Consider the following 26,984-nt stretch of genomic DNA (forward strand, 5'->3'; position numbering starts at 1 on the left):
CCGAAGCTCAAGTTAAGCTTTAACCGAACCGATCAAGGTCCCCTGTACGAAATACTTTTGTAAAAACGGATAAACAATAAGGATCGGAAACACCGCCATAATCGTCGTTGCCGCAATGACCGATTCCGTCGAAGAACCCGTGCTTTCCCCCGTCATTTGGGCGATGGTCTGCCCGTTAATAATATCCCGGAGGAGAACGGGGAGTACGTACTTGCTTTTGTCATTCAGATAAAAAAGTGCCTGCAAATAATTGTTCCAATACCCAACCGCTTCCCACAAGGCAATTGTAGCGAGCACCGGTTTGGAGAGTGGAAGAATAACACTGCCAAATATACGAATGGCGTGAGCCCCATCCATGGTCGCCGATTCATCCAACTCCCGGGGGAGCGTCCGAAAAAAGCTCATCATAACGATTACGTTATACGCCGAGATCGCCGTCGGCAGAATCAACGACCATAAAGAGTTGATAAGTCCGACGCTTTTTACCAGTAAATAGGTTGGGATAATCCCACCGCTAAACAACATCGTGAATAAAATAAGTAGAACGAACCATTTTTTACCGGGCAAGTCTTGTTTAATGAGGGGAAATGCGGTTGCCGCCGTGAGAAATACGCCGATGAATGTGCCCACCACTGTAATAAATAAACTGTTGCCATACGCAAGCCATAAATACCGGGAATGCAAGATGTTGACGTAAGCATCCGTAGTAAAATCTCTTGGCCACAAAAATAGGCCGCCTTTCATTGCTTCCTCCATACCGCTGAAGGACACGGCCGCTTCCCGCCACATCGGATAGAGAGTGGCCAGGGTTAACGCGATTAAAAAAATAGTGTTGAGAATTGAAAATAGGTTACCTCCTTTTGAACTCATCTGCTAGCTCTCCTCCGTCAAACGCTATTGTCATTCGGCTAATTCCGACTAATTTAATTATGTATAAAATGCGTGTGTGAATATATAATTAGTTTTTGTACTAATGATTAAAATTTGAATTAATTGCCCAAAAAGCTTGTACTATCAAGGTTTTATTGAAAATCAAAAAATCAGTATTCCGTTTAGAATTGTAAAATAAATGAAGTGGGCAAGCGAGAAATTAAAATTAATCTTACTATTTAACTCGGAATAATTCAATAAAAAAACAATAAACCGGCACAACCCAAAGGGTCATGCCGGTTATTTTAGTGGCTGCAAGCCGATAGATGCTTTCGCAGCTTGATCGTTTCTATCCCCGCCAAAAGCACAATGCCGATGCCATGCGTATCGTTCAACTGCCACGACAGCTGGTCTTTATAGTACAGCTTATTAAACGAATACCCCGAACCTCGGCATACGCCGTAAACATTTCCGTTTTTGTCGATGGCATAACGCGTCAAGCCTTCCCAACCTCGCAGCACAGCCTCCACATAAGGAGCCGCCTCTTCCAACCAGCCGAAACGCACCCCTCTGGCGAATGCGTAGATGAACATCGAAGTGCAGGAAGCCTCCGCATACGATTCAGGATCCGTCAGTACTTGGTGCCATAAGCCAAGCTGACCCTGCAAGCGGCTGTAACCTTGGCACAGCTCACGGAAAAAGGCCACTAACTCCGGGCGTTCCGGGTGATCGCCAGGCATGACGGCCAGCAGCTCCGTTAACGAAAACAGCACCCAGCCGTTGCCCCGTCCCCATGGCACGCTATTTCCTTTGCCGAATTTAAAATCGAACACATGATGCATGATGCCTTGCTCAGGGATGAACATCAGCTTTTTATACCGTAAAAACTGTTTCGCCGCATCATCCAGATAAACTGTATCACCTGTAAGCTCGTAATACTTGCAGAGAAACGGCGTGCTCATATACAAATCATCACACCAAACCGTATCCTTCATGAAATCGGTCGTTCCCCGCGTTCGATACAACGTCCCGTCCTCCAGCCGGCTTTGTTCCCGCGTGATGTAAAACGCAATGCGTTCGGCTGCCGCCTCGGCGCCATCCAGCGCTCGCTGTTTGTTTGCCTCCAGCATCGCTGCGCCGAAGGAACCGCAATCATCCAAGCTGTCGATCAACGTCAGTTGGTGATTCACGCCCGGCGAACCGTATTGCGCCTGATCCCAACTGCTGTAAGCGAACATGGAGGTGCACTGTTCTATATGATCGACCGCATAGTTCGTGTAATGCGGGTCGCCTAACTCCTGACCTGTTCGCAAAATGCCATAAAGCGTCACTCCAAGCGGATAGTTCCATTTGCCGTAAATGGCATTTTCCAGATAAGGCCGTACCCAAGCTCCAGGCAAGTCGGCACGCCAGAATGTGCGCTCTCCTTCTGAACCAATCGGTGCATGCATGCGAGTCATTGCAGCCCACTCCGGAGCATTTCCAGCTGAAAAAGGTCCTGCGTACAGCCAACCATCCGTCAGCCCTTCCACCGGATACGGCGGGATTCGCTTCACAGGAGCGGACTCTTCCGCGCTCACGCTAACAAGTTCCAGGCTTACGCCCCAAATCGGACCCTCGCAAACAGAGCAAGCAACAAGATCATGGACACCAAACGGGATCGATAGTTTCATCTCGAACGGGCCAGCCTTGGGGCGCTCATTTCTCTCAAATACGGGAGTACCATTCAAATAAACCGTCAGAGGACCTTGATACTCACCTGCAAACCTGACTTGTTGCACGCCCGGGCTTCTGTTCTCCAACTTCGTCCATGCATAGGCGATCTGCCCTGGCTTTTCGCCGTAAATGCGGCTGAAGCATCCGCTGCTCCGTTCCTGTGGTGTCCATGCCATTCGCGGAAACCACTCATCTTGGCCTTGCTCCTCCTCGGCACCGGGCATGACATCCCATGCCGCTGATTGAGGACGGCTGTACACCCAACCTTCTTGACCATCCCTGTTCGCCAGTGGAGCAAGAATGTGCATAGGAAAACCCTTGATACTTCCTGTTCCGAATTTACCGCCACAACCGGTTGCGGTTGCCACGAATTCCAGCACGATATGATTCCAGCCCCGGCCAAGTTTGGCACGGAAAAAGCTGCTTCGATCTGGAAATACATCCTCATTCAAGTTCGAAGCAAATTGCAATATCCCGTTCACTATAATCCGTACAGGACAATTGCAGCTGATACTGAACGAATGGTCGATTTCCCCATCGCTCCACAGCTTCCCCCATGTATAGACGAATTGCCCATGCTCCAGCTCTGGCCATCGCTGTTCAAGATCCATCTCATAGCGGTAATCCGCTCCACGTCGGAAGCCTTCGGTCGAATATATCCGATAAACCGGCGGATGCTTAGGGTTAGCACCGATGAATCTTCCAGCGACAGTGGCCAGTATATGTTCGTCCGACTTCGCTTTACCAGCGATCGATTCGTTTGGTTGAAAATAGGGATTCATTTTCATATCTGCCTCCATTAGATCGGGATTTCGCCGCCAGGGTACAGTGTAGAGCTGGATAACCGTTTCGGTTGCGGCAGCGGAACACCTGAAGGCTTTTGCGTCACATCATAAGGCTCACTCGCATAAATAGCCATCGTCTCATTATTAAAGATAATAACCTGCTCGCTCCCACTGCCGAACAAATCGGCATGTACCGCATAACCTTCGAGCGGAAACGCAACGACCGCATTCATGTCCCCGTCATATAAGGTTGGAAAAACGCCTCCACCGCGTCGATAAGCCAAAATGTAATCCGCTGCGCCCTTCTCCCAACCGCGGAGAGGTTCAATAATGGTCAGCCAACCGTCTGTTTGGCGATCTTCCTTCCAAATCTCTCGCCCCTCACTATCCAAAAGAAATAGCGCATCTTTTCCTTTCAAGCCCTTGCCGTCATCCTCGCGCACGAGACGATCGAGGCCTGCGATCTGCAGTCCCGGCATATCGCTGCGGAACCGTCCGAGCGCAATATGCTGCGACTCAATCGAGCCTTCGTAACGCCACAGCTCTTGGCCATGGCGATCATACATGACCGTGACGCTGCCGCCGATTACAAGCTCCGGTTCTCCGTCTCCGTTCACATCGCCAACCCAAATACAGTCGGCGTGATCGTCCAAATCCCGGCAGCTCCACAATAGCTGGCCATCGTGGTCAAGCAGGTCATAACCGGCCATAACCTCATCAAGCCCGTCGTCGTCGAAATCGTAAACCCAAGGGAAATGCCCCGGGTTGCCTTCGTGTTTCCACAAGAGATTAAACTCGCGATCGAGCGCCCACAGGGTATGGTAGCGGTCTTTCAGGATGATATCTCCTGCAAAATCGCCACCTGTCAAATTGGCTACGATAATGCAATCATGAGCATGCTCGCCCGGCAATTCATGCGTTGCCTTTACCTGCCCATTGTGACCGTCCAAGATCACGAATCGATCGTCCATAACACACAAAACCTCTAAACGTCCGTCCCCATCGATATCGGCAATTTGTGCGGGATAATCCGAACCTTGGCTTCCCGCACCGGCATCCGGCTTGCCGGTTTGCCAAAGCAAGTTCCCCTCCAAATCGAACGCGGTCAGGCATTGCACCTGATGGGGAATGTACCTCACATCCTGACGGTTATCAGGATGCACCATAAGGACCTCCATCCTGCCGTCCCCGTTCAGATCGCCGAGCAGCATTTTACAGCGGGGACCCGCTGCTTGAATATCTATTTTTCCAATGAGATGCGGTTCTTTCAATGTTTGTTGCATTCGATATCCCTCCGTAAGCGTAAAAATCCCCATATTCCGTAATAAGAGGAGCCATTTGACCGCCCCCCTTATTCCTTCATTATAAAAATGAGAATTCTTGCCTACAATGAGACATTCTTGTCGGGGATGCCCAGACAGTTTGCACTTTTTTGTGCCATTGAAACATTCTTGTTCAAGAGGTTATGTACTCCTGCTGAGCTCCCGATAACGGGTCGGCGTCATGCCTTCCAGCTTTTTAAAAATACGGTTAAAATAACTGTGCTGATACCCGACCTGATCAGCCACATCGCAGATCTTAATTTCCGACTCGCGCAGCAGTTCTTTGGCTTTCTCCATACGCAGTTCTGTTAAATAATCGATAAAATTTTTCCCGGTCACCTGTTTAAACGTTTTGCTGAGGAAAAACGGATTGACGCCGGTATAATCCGCACAATTGTCGAGCGAGATGTCATTCATGTAATTTTGCTGCAAATAAATCATCACTTGCTCGATCATGCGCTTGACCTGGGCATCAGAGCGTTCCGTCAGCTCCTTCTGGAACGGGTCAAGAACCTTGTCCTGGAACCACGCCAGAATTCTCCGCGGCTCTCTGATTTGGGACAGCTGCTCATACAAATTCGCCCCTTTGAACAGCCGGTTCGGATTAATGCCGGAAACCATAATTGCGTGTTGTACGCTGCCGAGCAGATGCAGCATGCCTTGCTGCACGTCGATTTCCTTTGCTCCTTTGCCGGATAGCGCATCAAGGAACGAGGCCAGCATGTCATGCGCCTCCTCTTCCCGCCCGGTACGAAGCGCCTGAATGAGCTCCCGCTCCAGCGCAAACGGGTATTGAGGCTCCGATACCTCATCTCCATCGAGATGATTCCTCTCCAAGTCGATAATTTGATTCACATTTTCAAAATTACGATAGCTGACCGCTTGTTTCGTTCTGTCAAAAGCAAGCGGCACATCCGAAATATGTGACACCGGACGACTGATCGCGATGGTGACATGCATTTTCAGAATGCGATTAATATACTGTGTCAACTCTTCACTGAATGTCTCAAAGGCATTCGCGACGGACTGATGTTCCGGTGTAATAAGCAGCACTCCCGCCGTAAGGTCATGGAAATTGATCGTATCGCTTTGTTCAAAATGTTGCGCGGCCAGCTCCTTGATCATATTGACAGCCGCAAACGTCACAAGCCCCTCATCGCCATGGCGGAACGTCCCATCCAGATTCGTCATGCCGACTAACTGGACATACAGCACAGTAAAATGACGATGCCTCACATCCCACTTAAACCGCTCCATGCGGCGAAGCAAGTCTTCCTCGGAGTATTCATTCAGATAGCCCTGCAGCAGCTGGTGTAAAAAGCTGTCTTTCACATGCGGCAGCTGCTCCTTAAGCTTGGTATTCAGCTCAAGACTTTCCGTATGCAAGTCTCGCCACTGCTTTTCGATCACGGTGAATTCGTCTTCCCGACCGGCCCAATTCGCATGACTGCCCAGCAGTGTGACGAGACGTTTGACCGGCAAATAAATGCTCCGCGAAGCCAGCCATGAAAGCAGTGCCGCGAGCAGCAAAGCGATTAAACTTACGGTGATGATCAGCTTGGAAATAAACACTACCGGTGAAATAATGTTAGTTATCGGAGAGGCGGATACGTAAGTCCAATCGTCGGCAATCCGGGATAAGCTGCCATAGGAAACCGTATAGGTCTTCCCTTTGTAATCTAAAAAGAAAGAGCCTTTCGGTGCGCCTAAGGATGCGATTTTTTCCCGCAAAGTCGTGACAAACGGTGAATTGGAAGCGCTTCCGGTAGATGAGACATAAAGCTCACCTGAATTTTGCAAAACGAAGGTTTCACCTTCATCGTACGGCGTCATTGTTTTTAACAAGTTCGCGATTTTCTCGTTATCAAATCGAAACACTAACACGCCAAAAGGATGTAAGCTCCCCCCGGGAATATGGTGAATGAGCGTTAGATCCTTCGTATCCGGATGAGTCGTATCAAAGGACCACTGCGTCCAATAGGTCACATTTTTGCCGTGAATCAGCTTATCGTACATGCCGGATGTCGTCTTGTTATCAAGCACGGTATATTCAGGGTTGAAAAGCACGGAGCTCGAACCGCCGACATACAGTTCCGCCTTTTTAACCAGCGCATTGGAGCCCTGCATCGCGATGAGCGTTCTCGTAATATCCTGCGTTCTTTCGAAGTTTCTCACAAAATCAAAGCCGTTCAAGCTGTAATCGAATTTATTGTCAAATGCCCAATGGGAGAGGAGCAGCTCAAGATTGCTCAATTGATCGTCAATGTTCTGGGATCGCTGTTCGATTTGCCCGTAATGCAGCTGCAGCAGCTCGCTCTCTACTCGCCCGCCGGCTATCCCGTACACCAGCGCACCCATAATGAGTCCCGGGATGCCGGAGACGATAAAAATCATGATCAGGCTTTTTCTAAAAAAGCGGCCTTTGCCGCCGTCCGTCCGGCCCTGCATGTTGCCGAATCTTGCTTTAACGGTGCTTAAGAGCATGTTTTCACCAACCCATTCTTAAGTTTAGCTTCAAGCGAAGGACACTATAACCTTGAGCATATTACGAAAAGTTGGCGAGGAGAAGTTAATTTTCAGTGTATTTTCCCTACTTTTCCGACTTTTTACATTTTAAAGGGGCGCTTAGCACCTATATTCCAACCGCTACAAGTAAGGGAACTCTATTCCCCTATTTTGGTGAAAAGATTAACTTTCGAGGGCCGAGGGGAACTACAGGGGCTTATTTCTCCTCAATTGGCCAAATAACCGCCTCCAATGCCGAAATAGCGCCCCTGGTTCCCTCTACTACGGTAAATCGCTGCTTTGGGCAAAATAGCGCCCTGCTGTTCCCCTAACCTGCCGTAATGTGAGCCATCTAGCAAAAAGGCACCCAAGTTCCGCTAATTCAATAGCGGATCCTGAGTGCCTGAGCACTATTTTGCAATCGTCCTAAGCTGATTTACCTTTACTTCTTCACAGCCGAATAAAGGTCATTCATTTCCTTCACCAAATCGTCTCCACCTGATTTTTTCCAAGTCTCGAATGCATTTTTCAAACCGGCTTCGTCGGTTTGACCAACAATGAATTTAATGCGCGCATCATTGATAATATTGTCGAGCTGCTGACCTTTCTGCGAGTAGACTTGGGAGATAAACGGCTCAGCAGGGTTAGCTACGATGAATTGCTCCGCTTCTTTTTGAATTTTTGCCGTTTGCAGACGAAGCGGTGTTTGTTTCACTTTCAAGCCACGATCCTCTGGAATGAACGGCAGCATTTGGTTCAAGCCTTCCACTTCGGACTCCAGAAGCGCGGAATCCTTGCTAGGCACTACAGCGTCGCCCTCTTTGGTGTAGTGCTTGCCTTCCAAGCCATAGCCAGCCATCGTGGTAAGCTCCGGCGAGTTCATTTGATCCAGGAACTTCAACACGCGTTTCATATCGTCTTCCGTTTTCACAGACGACTTCGGAATGGCAAGCAATCCTGCGAAACCGGAGGTTGGCAGCGCCTTAAGGCCATCTTTGCCAGTAACGCCAATCATGTTATCAATGTAATGAATGTCCGGCTTATCTTTGCCATCTTTCGTAAGCGTTTGGTGAATTTTATCGTCCAAACGAGCCGCATTATCCGTAACGTCAATGATCACACCGGCTTGGTTATTGACGACAGGGTCATTCCATTTTGCCGAATCAAATACAGCAAAGTCCTGGTTGACCAGCTTTTCATCATACAGCTTTTTCATAAATTTCAATGCTTCCAAATACTCCGGAGTTTGATGCTCTGGCACCAACTTGCCATTAACGACCCCCCATTTGTTCGGAGCGCCAAACCATAGCTTCATAATGTCGAAGCTGCTGGCCCATTGGCCGGTCCATTTCACCATGACCATGCCGTAAGTGTCATTTTTACCGTTTTTGTCCGGATCTTTCTCCTTAAACGCTTTCAACATATTGTAGAAATCATCAATCGTTTTTGGCGGCTGCATACCGACCGCTTCCAACCAGTCTTTCCGGTAATTAATACCGTTTCGGCCAAGTGCACGTCCACGGTAAACACCGTAATTTTTACCATCAATCGAAGAGTTGTTCATGATGATTGAATTCGCCTGGCTCAGGGACGGGAAATCCTTCAAATACTTGCCTACTTCCCAGAAGGCGCCGGACTTCGCTGCATTCACAAAGCTCGGATTTTTCACGTCGGGTACGTAGATGATGCTAGGAAGCTTACCGGAAGCGAGTGTGATGTTGAATTTATCTGTATAGGATGCGTTAGGTACCCATTCCAAATGGATATTCGTATTTGTTTTTTTCTCGATTTCCGTCACAACCGGACCGTCGTCCTTCGGAAAGTTCGTTTTGAAGATCGGAAGCATGATGTTGAGATCCAGCGGAGTTTGCTGCTGGGCAGGCGTAGCTGCAGCCGGTGCAGAAGATCCTGAGGATGAAGGAGTGGTTGCGGCTTCCTTACCTCCGCTGCTGCAGCCAACTATTGTTGTCATAGCTACTGTACTGACGGCTGCGACGGAAATCCATTTTTTTGAACTCTTTTTCATATGATCGCTCCTCCTTTAAAATGGGCAGTCTCGTGACACCTGGCATGGCCTAGGCTGAATTGCCAAGAAACTGTAAAGATGAACTATCGTAATCCGTTTACCCTTTGACCGATCCAATCAGGACCCCCTTGGCAAAATGCTTTTGCAGGAACGGATAGACGAGCAAAATAGGGATGGTGCCGACGACGATAACCGCCATTTTGATGGACTGCTCCTGCTGTTTCACAAACTGCGGATCGACTGTGCTCATATCGCCTGCCGCCATTTGCGAGAGTAAGACAATCTGTCTCAGCATGACCTGAAGCGGCCATTTGGCAGGATCATTGAGATACAACAAGGCGGAGAAAAAGTTGTTCCAGTGGCCAACCGCATAAAACAAAGTGAATGTAGCCAGAACCGGCATGGATAAAGGAAGCACAATGCGCCAGAGAAGCCCCAGTTCGGTGCAGCCATCAATTTTGGCCGCTTCCTCCAGTTCTTGCGGGAGCTCTTGGAAAAAGTTTTTGACGATAATCAGGTTGAAGGCGCTAATAGCTCCAGGAATCATTAGAGCCCAATAAGTATCTAGCATATGAAGCTCGCGAATAACGATATAAGTCGGAATCAAACCGCCACCAAAGAGCATAGAGAAAACGATCATGTTTAATACGGTATTTCGTCCCATAAGCCCTTTTTTGGATAGGGCATACGCCATTGTTACGGTAAAAAACAGATTGACCAGCGTACCCAGAATGGTTACGTAAAGCGAAACCCAAATGCTTTTCAAAATCGTATCCGTTGAAAAAATAAATGCGTAAGCCGATAAGGTGAACGTTTTGGGAATCAGGAAAACCGCTCTTTGCGTCAGCTCCGTATCCGAAGCGAAGGAACCGGCCACCACATAGATGAAGGGCAGAACGGCCACGATTCCGATAATACTGAGCAGGATATAATTGCTTACGTCGAACAGCGTCCCTGATAAGCTTCTGTATTTTTTATTCAATGTGCCTCTCCTCCTTCACCTAGTAAATGCCAGATTGGCCGAAACGCTTCGCCAGCCAATTCGCGCCAAGAACAAGCGTGACGCCGACGATGGCTTTGAACAACCCAACCGCTGTACTGTAACTGAAAGCGCCTTGTGTAATCCCCATCATATATACGTAAGTATCGAAAACTTCCGCGGATTCCCTGTTCAAAGGGTTCAGCATCAAGAAAATTTGCTCGAAACCGTTGTCCAAGACATCCCCCATCCGCAGAATGAGGAGAATGATGATGGTACTTCGAATCGAAGGCAGTGTAATATGCCACACCTGTCTGAAGCGATTAGCCCCATCCATAATGGCAGCTTCATATTGCTCAACATCCACGCCGGCCAAAGCTGCAAGGAAGATGATGGTGCCAAATCCGCATTCCTTCCAAATGGTTTGAATGATAATCATCGGACGGAACCACTGCGGACTAGCCAGAAAATCGATTTTGGCGCCGGTGTACTGCTCCAGCATCTCATTCACAATCCCGCCTTGTGTTGTCAGAAACACATACGTCAAGCTGGCCACGATAACTAATGAAATAAAATGAGGTACATAAATCAGCGTTTGAATCGTTCTTTTGAAAAATGCCAGGCGAACTTCATTTAACAGAAGCGCCAGAACAATCGGTGCCGGAAAGAAAAACAGCAGATTATAAAATGAAAGCAAAAGCGTGTTGCGAAGCAGCATGAAAAATTCAGGATTTGTGAAAAACACGCGGAAATGATCTAAGCCAACCCAATCGCTTTTCCAAAAGCCTAGAAATGGCTGATAGTTCTTAAAAGCAAGCAGCACGCCCCACATCGGAACATATTTGAAAATGATAAAATATAGCAATCCCGGAGCTAATAGCACGTACAACCATTTGTCTTTCAGCAATCGTCCCGTTATGCTTGCACGGCGTTTCGCATGCTCACGGGTACCCGGTTTCGCAATTTCTATTGAATTAGGTGCAGTCACCCGTTTCATCCTCTTCACCTCCAAGAAAGTTGATCGCCTCGCGAGCGGTGTAGATTCAGTATGCAGCTTTAACCGTTTTCCGCCTATCGGACATTTTTGTAAGCCCTTCCAAGGTGCGATAATAATCAAAATCAAGAAAATGCAAATCCGGTAAAACAGTGGAAATCCCTTTTACTTCCTGGTGCAAACGGCTCAATAATGTCCGATTGAGTGCGCCAAAGGAGTTTTGACGGGGGTCAACCAAAACGAAAAAAACAGTCCTGTTGAAATCTTCAACAGAACTGTTTTAACACACAGAATTGCCTACACATTCCGCTCGGCCTCAGCCAAAGCTTTTTTGCCTGCTTCCAAAACAGTGATAATCCGCTCAACGTCATAAACGCTTCCTGCCCATGTCCCACCGCTTACAGCCTGCAAAGCTGCCCATAATCGCGTATCAGCAGGAAGTTTGGGATCGGCGGCGAGCTCGGGATGAGGCTCGCGGGCTGCAAGCACAAGCGCTCCTTCATCAGGGGTAAGCACTTCGTCACCGGCACCTAGAAAATGAATCGTGCCTTCCAAGCTGTTGCGATCCACTACGATATCGATGGTATCTCCATCCCGCAGCTTCCCAATCGGGCCGCCGGCCAGCGCCTCAGGTCCCACATGGCCGATGCAAGCACCCGTGGACACGCCCGAAAAACGCGCATCGGTAATTAGCGACACGTATTTGCCAAACGGCAGATGTTTTAGCGCCGAGGTTAATTGATAAGTCTCCTCCATCCCCGTACCCGATGGTCCTCGTCCGATTAACGCCATAATATCGCCGGCTTGAATTCCGCCATTTTTGATGGCCAGGATAGCTGCTTTCTCCGAGGTAAATACTTTCGCTTTGCCCCGATGCCGATAAACACCATCTTCCCCAACGGTTGTCGGGTCAATCGCTGTTGATTTAATGACTGATCCTTCCGGCGCCAAGTTGCCCATAGGGAACGTGACCGTTGAGGTTAATCCTCTTTCTTTGGCACGTTCCGGACTCATGATGACCTGATCGGGATCAATGCCGTCCATTTCCATGAGAAGGCTCCGCATTTTGCGGCGACGTTCGCTCGACTCCCACCAATCCAGGACAGTCCCCAGCGTTTCCCCCGTTACGGTCAATGCATCTTCTTTCAGTACCCCAAGTCGGCGAAGATGCAGCATCACTTCGGGCACCCCGCCAGCCAGAAACACTCTCACAGTCGGATGATATTCCGGACCGTTCGGCAAAACGCTGACTAGTCTTGGCACTTGCTTATTCACACGTATCCAATCCTGAACCGTCGGAACCGGCAGTCCTGCCGCATGGGCGACAGCTGGAATATGCAGCAGCAAGTTTGTCGATCCTCCGAAAGCCGCATGAACGACCATGGCATTGTGGATGGACGCTTCCGTCAAAATATCCTTCATCCGAATGCCTTTCTCCTCCAGCGTCATCATAGCGCGTGCCGACTGTCTAGCCATCTCTTCCCATACAGGCTGTCCGGATGGAGCAAGCGCAGCATGCGGCACCGTCATGCCCATTGCCTCTGCAATGACCTGCGAAGTAGCGGCCGTTCCAAGAAATTGGCAGCCCCCGCCCGGTGTGGCGCATGCCCGGCAGCCGAGGTCCGCAGCGTCTTCCAGGCTGATTTCCCCATTCGCGTACCTTGCGCCAATGGTTTGGATTTTCCCGGCATCCTCCCCCTCCGTTGGAGGTAACGTTACGCCCCCAGGCACGATTACGCATGGAAGCTCATGCATCCCGGCTAGCGCAATCATCATCGCCGGCAGTCCTTTATCGCAGGTTGCCACACCGAGGACGCCTTTGCGTGTCGGCAACGAGCGGATAAGACGCCGGAAAACGATTGCTGCATCATTCCGGTAAGGAAGAGAATCAAACATCCCTTCCGTTCCCTGGGACCTGCCGTCGCAAGGATCGCTCACATAACCGGCGAAAGGAACCCCACCGCTTTCTGTAATCACTTCGGCAGCCGCCTGCGTCAAAAGGCCAACTTCCCAGTGGCCGGTATGATAGCCAAGTGCAACCGGACTGCCGTCCTCCTTACGAATACCGCCTTGCGTGCTCAGCAAAAGGTACTGCTTTCCCTTCAGGCGAGACGGTTTCCACCCCATCCCCACATTTTGGGTCAGACCGAATAACTCTCCGCTAGGAGCATGCAATAACATCTCTTTCGTTAATGGCAATGAACCTTTTGGGCCTTGTGCATGCGTATGGATGGTATATAAATCGTTATTTTCTTTGGCCATAATCGAGTCTAACTGCTCAGTCATCAACCTTCACCCTTCCGAATCAGGCTTCTACGCTTTGAGAAATACGGTTTTTATCGAGGTGAAAAATTCAATAGCCGCCTGCCCTTGCTCACGTGAATGAGAGCTGGACTGCTTCATACCGCCGAACGGTGCCTGCAGCTCTACGCCGGCTGTTTCGGAGTTAATTCTTACCAAACCGGCATCCATATCTTGTATAAACGAAAGAATATTGCCGATGTTTTGCGTATAAATGGAAGCGCTCAAGCCAAAATCCGAATCATTGGCCACCTGAATGGCTTGTTCCATGGACTCGACCTGGATAAGCGCAAGAACCGGTCCGAAGATTTCTTCCCGGGCAATCGCCATTTCTGGCGTTACTTTATCGAAAACAGTTGGCTGTATATAGAAGCCTTCGGCGAGATCCGGATGATCCGGGGATGAACCGCCGAACAACAGCTCAGCGCCTTCTTCAATCCCTTTTTGAATGTAGGATTGCACCGTTTTCAGCTGATTTTCGTTTGCGCAAGGTCCTAGCCATGTTCCAGCATCCAGACCGTGACCTACGGTTAATCCTTTTAATTTGCTCAGCAGCTTCTCTTTAAAAGATTCATAGACCTCGCTCATCACAATGACACGGCTTGTCGCCGTACATTTCTGACCTGTCGAACGGATGCCTCCGCTGATCGTCGCGTCAACCGCTAAATCGAGATCAGCATCTGCAGCGATAAGGATCGGATTTTTCCCGCCCATCTCGAGCTGATATTTCGCTCCTCTGGCAAGTGCCGCTTGACCCACTCGTTTGCCAACTTGATTGGAACCCGTAAACGTAATTCCGTTCACATCCGGATGTTCCGCAAGGCCTTGCCCAATAATGGCTCCGCTGCCGGTTACCAGATTTAACACACCCGCTGGAAGTCCCGCTTCTGCGAAGCATTCCACGATTTTGGCAGCCGTCACGGCCGTCTCCTGAGCAGGCTTCAGCACAACGGCATTGCCGTAGATTAAGGCTGGCGCCATTTTCCAGATCGGGATAGCCACGGGAAAATTCCAAGGCGAAATAACGCCGACAACACCAAGCGGAGCACGAGTCGTAAACATCAGCGCCTCGCTATCTGACGAGGGAATTACGTCGCCGATTTTCCGCATGCCTTCACCGGCATAATAGCGCAGGATGGCTACGCCTCTTGCCGTTTCCCCCTTGGCTTCGGGCAGCGTTTTGCCCATTTCACGCGTCATGCTTTCCGCAATTTCATTGATGCGGCTCTCAAGCACATTGGCTGCTTTAAACAGATAGTCGCCTCTTGCTGCTCCTGACAGCTTTCTCCAGCCTTGCTGCGCCGATTTGGCGGACGCCACCGCTTGGTTTAAATCCTCCAATGACGACGATTGCACGTAGCCCACGACTTCGCTTTTTTTAGCCGGATTGATGCTCGGAACGGTTTGCCCAGTACCAGCTGCCTGCCATTCCCCGTTGATGTAATTCAAATACGTTTGTCCGCCGACGAATTTGGTTGTCATGATTAATCCTCCTACAAGATATGTTTTTTTATAAGGTAAAATTAACGGCCAGCACTTACGACATGATTAACAAGTGTCCCGATACCTGAGATCTCAATCTCGATTCTGTCACCATGAGCGAGCGTAAATTCGTTAGGAGGGACAATACACGTTCCCGTCAGCAATACGGTACCTTCAAACAGTTCATTATCCCGTATCAAATATTCCGTCAGTTCCTCAAGTTTGCGTTTGAGTTGACCGGTATTCGCCGTTCCCTCGACTGCTTTTTCCCCATCCCGATAAATTAGGCTTGTAATCTGCAAGTTGTACGGGTTTTCTACGGTTTCAGCTAAGCGAATCGCAGGTCCTAACGAGCAGGAACGCTTCCATACTTTGGCTTGCGGCAAATAAAGCGGATTCTCGCCTTCGATATCCCGGCAGCTCATATCGTTGCCAATGGTGTACCCGACGATGTTCCCCTTCGCGTTAAGAACAAGCCCTAACTCCGGTTCTGGCACCTGCCACACGGAATCGCTGCGAAGCTGCACTTCGCCGCCAGGACCTACAGTACGCGCTGCGGTTGACTTAAAAAAGATTTCCGGACGCACAGCATCATACACTTTATCGTAAAAAGTTGAAGCATCCAGTCTGCCTTCCGTTGCTTCATAATTGCGCGCATCACGGCTGCGCTCATAGGTAACCCCGGCAGCCCACACTTCCGGCGCTTCAATGGGAACGAGAAGCTCTAGCTGCTCAACTTGTTGATCTAACGCTTCATTGCTTTCAATCGTTTTAAGAACCAGTGCCAGAGGTGTTGTTCCCAAAGCGTCAGCTTCATGAATCAGTGCCAAAAAATCGCTTTGCGGAAGTTGATAGATTTGATTTTGATCATTGACGGCAGCTAGCTGTGTAGATCCTTCTTTTACATAACGAATAATTCTCATGTGTAGCTCACTCCTCTAATTTGTTTTATATTATAAAACTATGTTCTATAATACTGACGAAAAAAATGCCTGGACTCGACATGCTTGATCAAACGTGCCGAAATCCCAGGGTTAGCGAAATGGCTTCTGCCTCCTTTTTAAGAAGAGCAATATAAGCCTTAAACAATGAATCATCCACCGCTGAAACTAAAGTTGAAATGCTGATTGCTGCTACAATCGAGCCATTATGCTCGAAAATAGGTGCCGCTGCACACCGGACGCCAGGTTCGTTCTCCTGGTTGTCAATGGAATAGCCCTGATTTCTTACCTCATTCAGCTCGTTAACGAAAGCGTCTTTCCCTATAATCGTCTCGTCTGTAATCTTGGAGAATTGGTAATTTCGCAGGAGCGCATCGATCTCATCCTTCGTTCTAAAAGCTGTCAGGACCTTGCCTACCGCACTGCTGTGAAGTGAGATTCTGCGCCCAATTCGGGAATAACGAATCGCAGCTTTTTCCCCTTCAACTTTATCCAAATACACGCCTTCTTTCCCATCAAGAATAACAAGATGAGTTGTTTGCCCGGTCTGTTCCGACAAAGCAACCAAGTGCTTACGGGCTGCAGTACGGATGTCCAAGCTTTGCAGCATCAGTTGTCCTTTTTCCAAAAGCTTAAGTCCCAGCTTATACTTCCCGGTTTCCACATCCTGATTGATGTAACCGTGCATCTGAAGCGTTTTCAACAAGGAGTGAACCGTGCTCTTGTGAAGCTCCATTCTTGCGCTGATTTCTGTAATTTTTAACTCTGTCGTATACTCGTCGAATAAATCCAAAATCTTCAATGCTCTGTCCAGCGCTTGAATTATAGGCATGGTCTCACCTCTATCTACACATCCATAATAATCCTAATCGCCCATTCAAGCAAGATGAACTTCTTATCGAAGATTTTATTCGCCTAATACATACGTGTTTAAAAAGTCATTTCTAAACTTCCCTTGCGGATCATAACGTAGGAGCAGCTCTTGAAAATCCGGCAGTTTCTCATACAAGGATTTCAACACCGCAGGTTGCATCGTGAACAATTTCGCCCAATGCGGACGAGCCTGAAAAGGCGCAAGCTGCTTTTCAATAACCGGCAGGACTTGCTTCACGGCTTCCCAATTCGGCTTCCAAGTGAAATGAATACCAACCGAATCCTGTTTATAATTAGGACTCATCCAAAAAAGATCTTTTGCGACTGAACGAACTTCAGAAATATACAAAAGTGGCGCAATTTGCTCCCGTATTGCATTAATCGCGCACAAGGCCTCGTAAGCGGCTTCACGTGGCACGAAATATTCACTTTGCAGCTCTTCTCCGGCGCTCGGAGTGAAATCCATGCGGAAGTGAGGCAATCTTTCGTGCGATGGTCCCGGAATCCCCATTTGCTCACTGCAATTCTCCCCCGTATGTCCTGGTACCGGATGCCGTGGCGAATCTGCCAATGTTGCGCCATAGAATTCAGCCTCTACCTGAGTTGAAGCAGAATCGGTCACTTTCTTCTTTAGCCAAACTTGATTAATATTCGTACTCTTCCAATCGGTAAATAGACTTACACTATAGGCATGGGAAAAAATATCATCAAAGTGCGCTTCTAGTTGCTCGAATGGAAGATTGTCATAGACATGCTGGCTAATTTCAAAAGCTGGAATCACATCCAGCGTCATTTGCGTGACGACGCCCAGCCCTCCTAGTCCAACAACAGCACCTTCGATATTTTGTTGTTCGCGAGAGAATACGGCCAGTTCTCCGTTCGCCTGAACCACCTCAATCGAGTCAACAATACTAGCAAGATTGCCGTTCCTATCGCCAGAACCGTGCGATGCGGTTGCACAGGCACCCGCAACGGTGATGTGCGGCAGGGACGCTAAATTGTGAATCGCGTAACCATGTTTATGTAGGTACTCACCTAACTCACCATACCGGACGCCCGCTTCAATCGTTACCTTATTGTGGACAGTATCTAACGTCACTACGCGATTCAGGTTTTGAAGCGAAAGCAAGCTATCAGTGCAATCGGCAATGCTATTAAACGAATGCCGTGTGCCAAGCACCTTGATTTGTTTACTTCTGGCCACTAATTCTTGGACGTCTTCTACTTTTACAGGAGTATGTAGTTTTGTCGCGCTATATCGGTAGTTTCCAGCCCAATTCATATTGTTTTTCATAGGTTCACGCTCCTTCGAATTAAACGTTCGCATTAAACATTCGCTACAGGAATCATAAATCCTTGCTTGGGAGGGAGATTACCGGCGCTGGATCGCCAGCTTAACGGCAAGCCCCGCCAGCACTCCGGACATAATCCATCGCTGTGCTTTAAGCCATGTCGGGCGCTTACCGAACCAGCTGGCGATTTTGCTTGCTGTAAGCACAATTAACAAATTCACTGCAAAGCTGATTACGATTTGCGTCACTCCTAGCGTCGCGCTTTGTGCCAGCAAGGAGCCTTGATTCGGATCTTGAAATTGTGGTAGAAGCGAGATGTACAACACGGCGATTTTGGGGTTAAGCAAATTGGTGATGAAACCCATCAGGAACAATTTGCTTGGTTTCTCAATCGGGAGCGCTATGGGTTCAAGCAATGAGGCGGAGCCGGGTTTAATTGCTTTCCATGCCAGCCAAAGCAAGTAAGCCGCTCCCGCCCACTTCATGGCCGTGTAAATGATCGGCACCGTATTGAATATAGCGATCAATCCCACCATAGAGGCAATCAGATAAACGAGGAATCCGAGCACAACGCCCATTAATGAGATAATGCCGGCTTTGCGACCTTGCGATATCGAACGCGAGATCAAGTAAATCATATTGGGTCCGGGGGAGCATACCATCCCTAGCGATACAATTCCAAACGCAACTAATGTAGTAAGACTAATCAAGCGCATCCCTCCTATGGATAGATAAATTCAGAATATAGTATCACAATTATAGCTGTCTAGCCAACTTAGAGGAACGACAGTCCGCTATTTCGGCGGATAGCGGAGATCGGGCAGCCCGAGGGGAACTACAGGCCCTTATTCCTCTGAATTTGGCTGTACGACAGCCAATTTCGAAGAAATAGCGGCCCCTAGTTCCCCTACGACCTGGAAAAGGGCGCTATTCGAAGAAATAGCGCCCTGTAGTTCCCTCCCACCGTGGGATAGAATCGGTGGTGATGGGTTTAGCTTGTTCAAGAGCTCGGTATCAGCGAATTTTCATTGGGGTTCACGCGTAACGCCGTTGAAAATTCAGCGTTACTGAGGAGCTTGGTGGAGAGGTGCAACCTCAACAGATTTAAGTTGGCTGCCCTTCCAACTTAGAGGAACGGCAGTCCGCTATTTGGGGAAATAGCGGAGATCGGATAGAAGCGGTGGAGATGAATTTAGTCGCCATGAACGGCGGCTATCAACCGAACAGCTCTTGCGATAGCGGCCTTAAGCTCATCGGGATTGTTCGCAGCCTCTGGATGGAGCGATGGCCCAAAGGGATTCGTCGCCGTCCAAGCGGTGGCTAGCGTCATGATCGCGGTCAAAAGAAAACCCGGCGAGAAGCTCGCTCCTACTTTGCCATCGCTTTGGGCTTTCTGCAGCGCCTCGACCTTCTTGCCGTGCACCTCATTGCGCTCAGCTGGACTTTCCGCTCTTTGCTCCAGGCTTGACCATGTCATGAGCCGCATCAAATCGGGGTTCGCCATAGTAAAGTCGAATACACGCTCCGCATAACCGGGCAGGTCTTCAGGCGTGAAGACCAGTTCCTCATAGACCCGCATGAGGTGTTTTTGCAGCGTGGTTGTGAACAGCTTTTCTTTGCTCTCGAAATAGATGTAGATCAAGTTTTTGTTGCATCCGGCAGTTTTGGCGATACGATCAACACGCGCGCCTGCGATGCCATAGGCGGAGAACTCCGCCAATGCCGCCTCCAATATCCGTTCCCGCGTTGCTTCGGCGTTTCGCATGGCGGTTCCTCCTTGTACCCTCATTTTAGCTCCAATATATCATGGGCATGATTCTGTTGACAAACGATTCGATAGCTCTTAATATATAACTAAACAGTTAGTTATTTGTTTGCCAACTAAAAAATCCGCGAAAGAAGGAATAGAGAATGCATACATCAACAACCACTACAAAGATCGCCATCGTCACAGGAGGAAGCCGCGGTCTTGGCCGTAACACTGTACTGAACCTTGCCAAGCGAGGCGTCGACGTGATCTTCACTTACCATACGAATCAAGCTGAAGCTGAAATCGTTACAAGCCTCGTGCGTGAGGTGGGACGTAAGGCTATTGCGCTGCAGCTCGACACCAGCGATGTGAGCTCCTTTGAGCCGTTCGTGCAGAGCGTGCGTCAGGCGCTTAATGAACTTGGATCCGAGAGCTTTAACTTTCTTGTCAACAACGCGGGGACATCGCATCACAAAAGCTTCGAACAAACGACGGAAGAGGAGCTGGATAAACTCTATAACGTCCACTTTAAAGGGGTATTTTTCCTGACTCAAAAGCTCTTGCCACTCATCAGCGATGGCGGCCGGATCGTGAACATCTCCACAGGTCTTACTCGTATCATATCTCCAGGGAGTTCCGCTTATGCATCCATGAAAGGTGCGATTGAAACTCTAACCCGTTACCAGGCAAAAGAGCTGGGAGCACGTGGCATAGCGGTCAATACCGTTGCACCAGGAGCCATCGCAACTGATTTCTCCGGCGGCATGGTGCGAGACAATCCCGAATTGAACAAACGGATCGCGGAAATGACAGCTCTTGGCCGCGCCGGCGAACCTGACGACATTGGCCCGATGATCGCTTCGCTGCTTTCCGAGGAAAACCGTTGGGTTAACGCCCAGCGCATCGAGGTCTCGGGAGGCATGTCTATCTAATCCATAATACGTAAAAAGGGTATCCCTCGGTCATTACAATGACTGAAGGATACCCTCTTTTTTATCTGAACGAAGCTATTTTCAATTACGCTTGAATCGACGCCAAATGTTCGCTCAGTCTGTCCCAAGTTTCTGTAATACCTTGCATCATGCCCATGTCCATCACTTGCTGCAATCCTTCAGCTGACGCATACTCTCCGCGGTTAATAACCTTCGTCCCGTTCTCCGTCTCGATGAATTCAAGCGTTACAATCGTTGACGGCATATTTGGCGCTTCATTGCCTTCTGCATCGGAGAAGAAATCCACGTACACGATCTTCTCAGGCTCGACGATTTCACGGTACACAGCTTTACCCCAAGATTCCATGCCATAGAAGTCGCCCTGGTTCTTATCTTCGCACTTCATGCAATAATGCCATACACCGCCTACACGAAAGTCAACATGGCATACCGGAACCGTCCATCCTTTAGGTCCCCACCAATGTTTCAGATGTTCCGCTTGTGTGAAAACCTGAAATACCAGCTCGCGCGGGGCATTGAATTCGCGTTCCAAAATTAATACTTTATCCTCTACCTTGGATACCATTTGATTCGCCATTTTAACTTCCTCCTTGATATCTTTGATGGGTCACAATCGTTCTGTTGCCGTTCAATTCTTGGTGTCCTTACCCTGCAGCTTCTGCAAATAGTCATCCAGGCGGTCGAAGCGCTGCTCCCAGATGACGCGGTAGCTCTCCAGCCATTTGTCGAGTTCTCGAAAAGGATCCGGCCGCAGCCTGTAGATCCGGCGATTCGCATCCACCTCGGCTTCCACAATGCCGGCCTCACTGAGAACACGCAAATGCTTGGAAGCTTGTGGCTGCCGCAGCTGCAGCCGTTCGGCGATTTCCCCAACGGTCAGCGGGCATTCGCGCAAAAGTTCAACCATTTGCATGCGGGTTGGTTCTGCTAAGGCACTCATGACGTTAATATCCATTGTCATCATCCGTTCTCTTGCTGTAAGTGTACGGGGCCTTCGGTTCGTGTGAGTCATGGGTGTTTCACTTACTAAACCGAATATACCACATAAGGAATATTCCTGTAAAGGAATATTAAAATTATTTGCTGTAATCCTTCACTAATTCAATAATCATAGCTCCCATTCGTTCCGTTTCAGGCACAATGACCTGATTCAACCCTTCATCTCTCAAAGCCTCGGCCGTTACTTTGCCGACTGCAACTGCTTTTACACGGGTGGTAAAAGCTTGTCTCACGGCATCACTAATCCCTTGGCGTCTCGCATACACGAATAAGTATCTTACTTGCACGGCCGTGGTGAAACATACCGCATCAATCGAACTTGTTGTAAGTTCATGGCACAATGTTTCAAGCACGGCGGTTTCCGGTTCAATATGCCGATAAGGCAAAAGCTGAACCACAGCGGCTCCCCGTTCCTCCAAGAATTGAATCAACGCGGGTTGCGGTTCTCCGTGCAGTTGCACGAGGACGGTTTGATTCGCAAAATCGCAATCACCCAGACGGTTAATTAATCCTTGGATCGTCCCATCTTCATCAATGACGGTTGGTTTTATCTCTAACTTCTTAAGCAAATTGATTGTCTTGTATCCGCGCGCGGCAACATTCGTATCTTTCATTTTTTGCAGCAGCATGGAATCAACACCTAACTTTTCAGCCGCGTTCAACAGCGTTTCTGTGCCAACTCCCGTCGTGAATACAAACCAGTCCACTTGGTTATTTGCGCAATATAGTAATTCTTTCTCTACAGCCGACTCATCCAAATAAATGAAGCCTTGCAAAGGACGAACTACAGGGATTCCTCCCTGCTTCTGAATGAGCAGACTCATTTCCTCTGTTTTTCTAGAACCCGCAATAACGATCTTCTTGCCCAATAATTTATCCATCTCTTTCCGATTCCCCCTATCTTACTATGAAAAGTATATAGAAATTAGCCGCTAAATTCATCAACCAATTCGAGATTTGATGAACCATCCACATGCCGCGCTTCTGATTTCCCAGAGTGCCGCTTAGTTCGCCTCTCATCCATACATGAAAATTCTGTTAAATAAAACATAATAAATGCGGGGGTGTTGTCGATGTGGCACACGATAGTGGAAGCTCATCCGGGTTGTAAAACGCTCATTTGGGCATTATTAAACGATTATGGCTTGAGACGCATGAAAAAATAAGACAGACGGCGCAGGCCAAGTTATCTGTCCATGATGTCTCTAAACAGCTCTCTCTTTTCATTCTCGTCGGCATAGATGCCAAGATAATCAAATATTTCAAAAGAGAAGTCGACGAAAGCGCGACCTTTGGCTGTAAGGACATGCCCATCTTGAACCACTCGTTTATCTACATAATTGTCCCGCGGGAACGGATCTTCTACATGCAATTGAGTTATACGCTCTACGGAACATGACGTCGTGAACCTGCGATTTTGCAGCAGACCGGCTCTCCCTAAATATTGTGGCCCGTTACAAATAGCGGCAAGCATCTTGCTTTCTTCATCAAGTTTGATGATAAAATCGGTCAGCTCTTGCTTCTGGTTTCGAATCGGGCCACCGGGGATAAGAAGTCCTTCAATATCGTTCAGCGCCATCGCTTCATGGAAAACCAAATCAGGCTTATAGGTTAAACCGGATTCGCTAACGATAGCTTCCTCGCTATAGCCCACTGTCAGAACATCCTTCTTGCCCACGTTTCTAATTTTATGGAGTGCCAGGGTAATCTCAAAATCCGCAAATTCATCAGAGATAAAACAAATTATTTTCCCCATCGTGGATACCACCTTAGCCATAATTATGATAAAATAAATATGAGTTCCGTTATGTGATACCGAGTTTCATCTATTGAAACAACAATTTCGGAGGTGTTTCTTATGGAAAATGAAAGTACCATCAAACAGCATGTACAGCAGCAGTTCGGCAAACATGCCAGCAAGTACGTGACAAGCGAGAATCATGCAAAAGGTGATGATCTCGAACTCCTTCTTACTTGGTTGCCTTTAGAAAGCACTTGGAATGTGCTGGATATTGCAACAGGCGGCGGCCACGTAGCCAAACAGCTGTCCGCTCATGTACAGCAGGTCGTCGCTACAGACCTAACACGTCCCATGCTCTCTGCTGCCGCTGATCACTTGAAGCAGGCGCAGTGCCATAATGTCCTTTTTGTTGTAGCCGATGCCGAACAGCTGCCTTTTCTCGATTGTTCATTTGATGCCGTCACCTGCCGCATAGCTGCTCATCACTTTCCTAATCCGCACTTATTCCTTCATGAAGCGGCACGTGTACTCAAACCGGGCGGCAAACTGGTTCTCATCGATAACGTCGCTCCCTCTGACGAAGTTCTTGATCAATTTATGAATACATTTGAAGCTATGCGTGACACTAGCCATGTTCGGTGTTTAACTGTCCCCGAGTGGCAAGCCCTTGTGGAGAAAGCAGGTTTGCAAGTGGATCTTTCCCTTATGAATCGCAAACCACATAAGTTCCCTGCATGGGTCATGCGTACCGCCGAGAACGAAGAGCAAGCGAAGTCGGTTGAGCATTTTATTACCGGCGAAGATCAGGCGGTTCAAGATTATTTTTCCGTTCACATCGAAAACGGCAAGCTGCAATACCTCGAAATTGACGAGTGGCGGGCTGTGCTCAGCAAACCTTTGTAAATAACAATAGACAGGCAGCCAATCCACTTTGGCTGCTTATTCTTTTTTAACCATATGGCCCCTTCCTCGCTCCATATTTTACCACACTTTTCTAGCGGAATATGTCCAGGCTCCCCTTCATATATTCATGGGGATAATCGACGAGACGAATCCTCATAGTTCGATACGATTTGGAGGAAAAAACATGTTTAAACCTCATCCCGCTAATACAGCAATTGTCATTACGGACCCGCAAAACGACTTTCTTTCCCCTGGAGGCAAGGGCTACCATTTAACCAAAAGCTTGATTGAGCAATACAATACACTGGGAAACTTGGAAATTCTCATGCATACTGCGATGAGCAAAGGATACCAACTTTTTATCTCGCCCCATTATATCTATCCGCATGATTACAGTTGGCAATTCACGGGAGCAGAACAAGAAATGTTATTAAAACTCGGTGTATTTCAAAAACAACAGGATTACACTTCAGTCGGCGCCGACTGGGTTCCCTCTCTTAAACCCTACATATTGTCCAGTCGAACAGTCATAGCAACAGCCCATAAGATAGCCAGCCCGCAGAGCAATGATCTAGTCTACCAATTGCGTCAACACCGGAAAGAAAAGATCATCCTGGCAGGAGCCCTATCAAATATTTGCGTTGAGTCGCATATGCGTGATTTGATCGAAAACGGTTTCCAAACCGCTGTCGTTTATGATGCCACAACTACGATAAGTGAACAGGCTTTTCAAGCCGCGTTGACAAACTTTCAGGCATTCAGCAGTGCCACGTGGTCAACACAACAGACAATCTCTCAATTATAGAGGAGCCTAAAAAGTTAACCTTAAATTAGGCAAAAAAGAGACCCACAGCAACGGGCTGCGGGTCTAAAGGTTTATATTTTAAAGGGGGGTCGACTTTTATTATAGGCTTGTTTCATTAAAACCAGATGAATATAAGATTTCATTTCTGTTACATTTATTTAAATTTAGCTTTGGTTAATTTTTTGGGAAAACCAAGATACTACAATAGTGACAAGAAACCAAGATGCTCCTCCGACGAAGCTGACACTGATATGTTTATCTAAAAAGTAGTTTACGGCTGCCCAACTAATCCCGCCTGCCAAACCCAACAATACGGCTTTACGCATTCTCTTTTGCATAACATTCCACCTTTCGACAAGCTCTATTTTACTCTAAAACAGATGCTTAGGGTATTCATAAATATTCCCGGTCTATTTGAGCGCCACAGAGCGTTCTGATATTTACTTACTTTTGTTGAGTTACACTAAAATATAAAGTATAATATTCCTATACAGAAGGGAGAGAAAAACCATGTCTACTCATACAACTACTTCACTCGAAATAGGAATAAGCACTTTTCTCGAGGCTGCCCCGAGAGCAGGCGGGATCACGCATGCGCAGCGGCTCCGACAAGCCGTTGAGGAAATTAATCTTGCCGAGCAAGTCGGCCTGGACGTCTATGCGATCGGCGAACATCACCGCGCGGATTACGCGAGTTCGGCGCCGGCCGTTATTTTAGCAGCTGCGGCTTCTACAACCAAGCGAATTCGGCTCTCAAGTGCCGTGACGGTGTTGTCATCGGACGACCCTGTACGCGTGTACCAAGCTTTTTCCACGTTGGACGGCCTATCCAATGGACGGGCGGAAATTATGGCGGGCCGCGGCTCGTTTATCGAATCTTTCCCATTGTTCGGATATGACTTGAACCACTACGACGAACTATTCGAGGAAAAGCTGGAGCTTTTACTCGCGATTCGTGAAACAGAGAAAGTGAACTGGCGCGGCGGCCATCGCCCCGCCATCAACAACCTTGGCGTCTACCCGCGTTCCGTTCAGGAGCCGTTGCCCGTATGGATCGGAACCGGCGGCAATCCGGAGTCCGCGATTCGCGCCGGCCTGCTTGGGTTGCCGGTCGTCTTTGCGATCATCGGCGGTATGCCGGAGAGATTCGCTCCTCTCGTCAAGTTATACAAAGAAGCCGCTGCGAAAGCCGGGCACGACGTAAGCAAGCTGCAGATCGCAACGCATTCACACGGGTTCATCTCCGATACAACAGAGAAAGCCGCCGACTTGTTTTACCCGCCAACGGCTGCTCAAATGAACACCATTGGGCGCGAGCGCGGCTGGGGTCCGTATACCCGCGAATCGTTCGACGACGCCCGCAGTCTTCGCGGAGCACTCTACGTAGGCGATCCCGAATATGTAGCTGAGAAAATCGTGCTGCTGCGCAAAAACCTGGGTCTAACGCGCTTCCTCTTGCACGTTGACGTCAGTTCGGTGCCGCATAGCGAAGTACTGCGCACCATCGAACTGCTCGGCACGAAAGTCGCGCCAATCGTTCGCAAAGAGCTTGCCCGCGAGACCGCTCAAGGGTGATTTCGGTAATACCATCCGTCATAAGCAAAGGGTCCGAACCAAGGTGTACTATCCTTGGCTCGGATTTTTTAATATATAAGCGTTCCTATAGAGCACTCCCCCCTTGAATCTTGCTGCTATCGCTTGAGCGGTTCCTCTTCGGGAGGGGAACTACAGGGCACTATTTTGTCGC

At 48.6% G+C, this 26,984-nt stretch carries 24 protein-coding genes; 4 read left to right on the forward strand and 20 right to left on the reverse strand.

Features of this window, described 5'->3' with window-relative positions:
• Positions 1-12 precede the first annotated feature (12 nt).
• The 15 genes from RQP52_RS30645 to RQP52_RS30715 all read right to left on the reverse strand — a co-directional run bounded on the left by RQP52_RS30645 (position 13) and on the right by RQP52_RS30715 (position 19,851).
• Positions 13-870, reverse strand: a complete 858-nt coding sequence (locus tag RQP52_RS30645; RefSeq protein WP_315955349.1) for a carbohydrate ABC transporter permease — start codon at positions 868-870, stop codon at positions 13-15.
• A 305-nt stretch (positions 871-1,175) separates the two neighbouring features.
• Positions 1,176-3,374, reverse strand: coding sequence for a glycoside hydrolase family 88/105 protein (locus RQP52_RS30650; RefSeq protein WP_315955350.1), 2,199 nt, complete (start codon positions 3,372-3,374; stop codon positions 1,176-1,178).
• A gap of 11 nt (positions 3,375-3,385) precedes the next feature.
• The gene (locus tag RQP52_RS30655) at positions 3,386-4,654 is read right to left on the reverse strand and encodes an FG-GAP-like repeat-containing protein (RefSeq protein WP_315955351.1); all 1,269 of its coding nucleotides are present in this window, start codon (positions 4,652-4,654) and stop codon (positions 3,386-3,388) included.
• Between the two features lie 180 nt (positions 4,655-4,834).
• Positions 4,835-7,177, reverse strand: a complete 2,343-nt coding sequence (locus RQP52_RS30660; protein WP_315955352.1) for a helix-turn-helix domain-containing protein — start codon at positions 7,175-7,177, stop codon at positions 4,835-4,837.
• 248 nt (positions 7,178-7,425) lie between these two features.
• A complete protein-coding gene (locus RQP52_RS30665; protein WP_315955353.1) occupies positions 7,426-7,557 on the reverse strand; it encodes a hypothetical protein in 132 nt (43 codons plus the stop codon).
• A gap of 83 nt (positions 7,558-7,640) precedes the next feature.
• Positions 7,641-9,224, reverse strand: a complete 1,584-nt coding sequence (locus tag RQP52_RS30670; RefSeq protein WP_315955354.1) for an extracellular solute-binding protein — start codon at positions 9,222-9,224, stop codon at positions 7,641-7,643.
• Positions 9,225-9,321: 97 nt separating this feature from the next.
• A complete protein-coding gene (locus RQP52_RS30675; protein WP_315955355.1) occupies positions 9,322-10,206 on the reverse strand; it encodes a carbohydrate ABC transporter permease in 885 nt (294 codons plus the stop codon).
• Between the two features lie 19 nt (positions 10,207-10,225).
• Entirely contained in the window at positions 10,226-11,200 is a 975-nt protein-coding gene (locus RQP52_RS30680; protein ID WP_315955356.1) for an ABC transporter permease, read from the reverse strand.
• Positions 11,201-11,494: 294 nt separating this feature from the next.
• Entirely contained in the window at positions 11,495-13,483 is a 1,989-nt protein-coding gene (locus RQP52_RS30685; protein ID WP_315955357.1) for a YjhG/YagF family D-xylonate dehydratase, read from the reverse strand.
• 27 nt (positions 13,484-13,510) lie between these two features.
• On the reverse strand, positions 13,511-14,980 hold the full coding sequence (gucD, locus tag RQP52_RS30690; RefSeq protein ID WP_315955358.1) for an alpha-ketoglutaric semialdehyde dehydrogenase GucD: 1,470 nt from the start codon (positions 14,978-14,980) through the stop codon (positions 13,511-13,513).
• Positions 14,981-15,021: 41 nt separating this feature from the next.
• On the reverse strand, positions 15,022-15,903 hold the full coding sequence (locus tag RQP52_RS30695; RefSeq protein ID WP_315955359.1) for a fumarylacetoacetate hydrolase family protein: 882 nt from the start codon (positions 15,901-15,903) through the stop codon (positions 15,022-15,024).
• A gap of 88 nt (positions 15,904-15,991) precedes the next feature.
• The gene (locus tag RQP52_RS30700; RefSeq protein ID WP_315955360.1) at positions 15,992-16,753 is read right to left on the reverse strand and encodes an IclR family transcriptional regulator; all 762 of its coding nucleotides are present in this window, start codon (positions 16,751-16,753) and stop codon (positions 15,992-15,994) included.
• 75 nt (positions 16,754-16,828) lie between these two features.
• On the reverse strand, positions 16,829-18,088 hold the full coding sequence (locus tag RQP52_RS30705; protein ID WP_315955361.1) for an FAD-binding protein: 1,260 nt from the start codon (positions 18,086-18,088) through the stop codon (positions 16,829-16,831).
• 78 nt (positions 18,089-18,166) lie between these two features.
• Complete coding sequence (locus RQP52_RS30710; protein ID WP_315955362.1) at positions 18,167-18,796, reverse strand: LysE family translocator; 630 nt, start codon at positions 18,794-18,796, stop codon at positions 18,167-18,169.
• Between the two features lie 482 nt (positions 18,797-19,278).
• Positions 19,279-19,851: a TetR family transcriptional regulator gene (locus RQP52_RS30715; RefSeq protein WP_315955363.1), complete on the reverse strand. Its 573-nt coding sequence runs from the start codon at positions 19,849-19,851 to the stop codon at positions 19,279-19,281.
• A 146-nt stretch (positions 19,852-19,997) separates the two neighbouring features.
• Between RQP52_RS30715 and RQP52_RS30720 the strand changes: the two genes are divergently transcribed.
• Positions 19,998-20,768, forward strand: a complete 771-nt coding sequence (locus tag RQP52_RS30720) for an SDR family NAD(P)-dependent oxidoreductase (protein ID WP_315955364.1) — start codon at positions 19,998-20,000, stop codon at positions 20,766-20,768.
• An 85-nt stretch (positions 20,769-20,853) separates the two neighbouring features.
• On the opposite strand, the gene RQP52_RS30725 is transcribed toward RQP52_RS30720, so the two are convergent.
• The 4 genes from RQP52_RS30725 to RQP52_RS30740 form a co-directional block, all read right to left on the reverse strand.
• Positions 20,854-21,366 (reverse strand): SRPBCC domain-containing protein, encoded by a 513-nt coding sequence (locus tag RQP52_RS30725; protein ID WP_315955365.1) that lies wholly within the window; start codon positions 21,364-21,366, stop codon positions 20,854-20,856.
• 51 nt (positions 21,367-21,417) lie between these two features.
• A complete protein-coding gene (locus RQP52_RS30730; protein ID WP_379174254.1) occupies positions 21,418-21,729 on the reverse strand; it encodes an ArsR/SmtB family transcription factor in 312 nt (103 codons plus the stop codon).
• A gap of 136 nt (positions 21,730-21,865) precedes the next feature.
• Positions 21,866-22,669: a uroporphyrinogen-III synthase gene (locus RQP52_RS30735; protein WP_315955366.1), complete on the reverse strand. Its 804-nt coding sequence runs from the start codon at positions 22,667-22,669 to the stop codon at positions 21,866-21,868.
• 305 nt (positions 22,670-22,974) lie between these two features.
• Entirely contained in the window at positions 22,975-23,544 is a 570-nt protein-coding gene (locus RQP52_RS30740; RefSeq protein WP_315955367.1) for a DJ-1/PfpI family protein, read from the reverse strand.
• Positions 23,545-23,646: 102 nt separating this feature from the next.
• On the opposite strand from RQP52_RS30740, the gene RQP52_RS30745 reads away from it, so the two are divergent.
• Together RQP52_RS30745 and RQP52_RS30750 are read left to right on the forward strand one after the other, a co-directional pair.
• Positions 23,647-24,432, forward strand: coding sequence for a class I SAM-dependent methyltransferase (locus tag RQP52_RS30745; protein WP_315955368.1), 786 nt, complete (start codon positions 23,647-23,649; stop codon positions 24,430-24,432).
• A 184-nt stretch (positions 24,433-24,616) separates the two neighbouring features.
• Positions 24,617-25,237 carry an isochorismatase family cysteine hydrolase gene (locus RQP52_RS30750; protein ID WP_315955369.1) on the forward strand — a complete coding sequence of 207 codons (621 nt, stop codon included), beginning with the start codon at positions 24,617-24,619 and terminating at the stop codon, positions 25,235-25,237.
• 164 nt (positions 25,238-25,401) lie between these two features.
• Here RQP52_RS30750 and RQP52_RS30755 read toward each other — a convergent pair whose 3' ends face one another.
• A complete protein-coding gene (locus RQP52_RS30755; RefSeq protein ID WP_315955370.1) occupies positions 25,402-25,575 on the reverse strand; it encodes a hypothetical protein in 174 nt (57 codons plus the stop codon).
• Between the two features lie 172 nt (positions 25,576-25,747).
• Here RQP52_RS30755 and RQP52_RS30760 point away from each other — a divergent pair, with 172 nt between their 5' ends.
• Entirely contained in the window at positions 25,748-26,812 is a 1,065-nt protein-coding gene (locus RQP52_RS30760; protein ID WP_315955371.1) for an LLM class flavin-dependent oxidoreductase, read from the forward strand.
• Positions 26,813-26,984: the final 172 nt, after the last annotated feature.

The sequence above is a fragment of the Paenibacillus violae genome (assembly GCF_032461945.1).
In the GTDB taxonomy this organism is placed as follows: domain Bacteria; phylum Bacillota; class Bacilli; order Paenibacillales; family NBRC-103111; genus Paenibacillus_E; species Paenibacillus_E violae.

Coding starts and splice junctions, on each gene's coding strand:
- RQP52_RS30645 (WP_315955349.1), bottom strand. CDS start 870: ATGAGTTCAAAAGGAGGTAACCTATTTTCAATTCTCAACACTATTTTT.
- RQP52_RS30700 (WP_315955360.1), bottom strand. CDS start 16,753: ATGCCTATAATTCAAGCGCTGGACAGAGCATTGAAGATTTTGGATTTA.
- RQP52_RS30655 (WP_315955351.1), bottom strand. CDS start 4,654: ATGCAACAAACATTGAAAGAACCGCATCTCATTGGAAAAATAGATATT.
- RQP52_RS30750 (WP_315955369.1), top strand. CDS start 24,617: ATGTTTAAACCTCATCCCGCTAATACAGCAATTGTCATTACGGACCCG.
- RQP52_RS30650 (WP_315955350.1), bottom strand. CDS start 3,374: ATGAAAATGAATCCCTATTTTCAACCAAACGAATCGATCGCTGGTAAA.
- RQP52_RS30725 (WP_315955365.1), bottom strand. CDS start 21,366: ATGGCGAATCAAATGGTATCCAAGGTAGAGGATAAAGTATTAATTTTG.
- gucD (WP_315955358.1), bottom strand. CDS start 14,980: ATGACAACCAAATTCGTCGGCGGACAAACGTATTTGAATTACATCAAC.
- RQP52_RS30735 (WP_315955366.1), bottom strand. CDS start 22,669: ATGGATAAATTATTGGGCAAGAAGATCGTTATTGCGGGTTCTAGAAAA.
- RQP52_RS30705 (WP_315955361.1), bottom strand. CDS start 18,088: ATGAAAAACAATATGAATTGGGCTGGAAACTACCGATATAGCGCGACA.
- RQP52_RS30670 (WP_315955354.1), bottom strand. CDS start 9,224: ATGAAAAAGAGTTCAAAAAAATGGATTTCCGTCGCAGCCGTCAGTACA.
- RQP52_RS30660 (WP_315955352.1), bottom strand. CDS start 7,177: ATGCTCTTAAGCACCGTTAAAGCAAGATTCGGCAACATGCAGGGCCGG.
- RQP52_RS30695 (WP_315955359.1), bottom strand. CDS start 15,903: ATGAGAATTATTCGTTATGTAAAAGAAGGATCTACACAGCTAGCTGCC.
- RQP52_RS30745 (WP_315955368.1), top strand. CDS start 23,647: ATGGAAAATGAAAGTACCATCAAACAGCATGTACAGCAGCAGTTCGGC.
- RQP52_RS30740 (WP_315955367.1), bottom strand. CDS start 23,544: ATGGGGAAAATAATTTGTTTTATCTCTGATGAATTTGCGGATTTTGAG.
- RQP52_RS30755 (WP_315955370.1), bottom strand. CDS start 25,575: ATGCAAAAGAGAATGCGTAAAGCCGTATTGTTGGGTTTGGCAGGCGGG.
- RQP52_RS30680 (WP_315955356.1), bottom strand. CDS start 11,200: ATGAAACGGGTGACTGCACCTAATTCAATAGAAATTGCGAAACCGGGT.
- RQP52_RS30715 (WP_315955363.1), bottom strand. CDS start 19,851: ATGCGAAACGCCGAAGCAACGCGGGAACGGATATTGGAGGCGGCATTG.
- RQP52_RS30685 (WP_315955357.1), bottom strand. CDS start 13,483: ATGACTGAGCAGTTAGACTCGATTATGGCCAAAGAAAATAACGATTTA.
- RQP52_RS30730 (WP_379174254.1), bottom strand. CDS start 21,729: ATGAGTGCCTTAGCAGAACCAACCCGCATGCAAATGGTTGAACTTTTG.
- RQP52_RS30760 (WP_315955371.1), top strand. CDS start 25,748: ATGTCTACTCATACAACTACTTCACTCGAAATAGGAATAAGCACTTTT.
- RQP52_RS30720 (WP_315955364.1), top strand. CDS start 19,998: ATGCATACATCAACAACCACTACAAAGATCGCCATCGTCACAGGAGGA.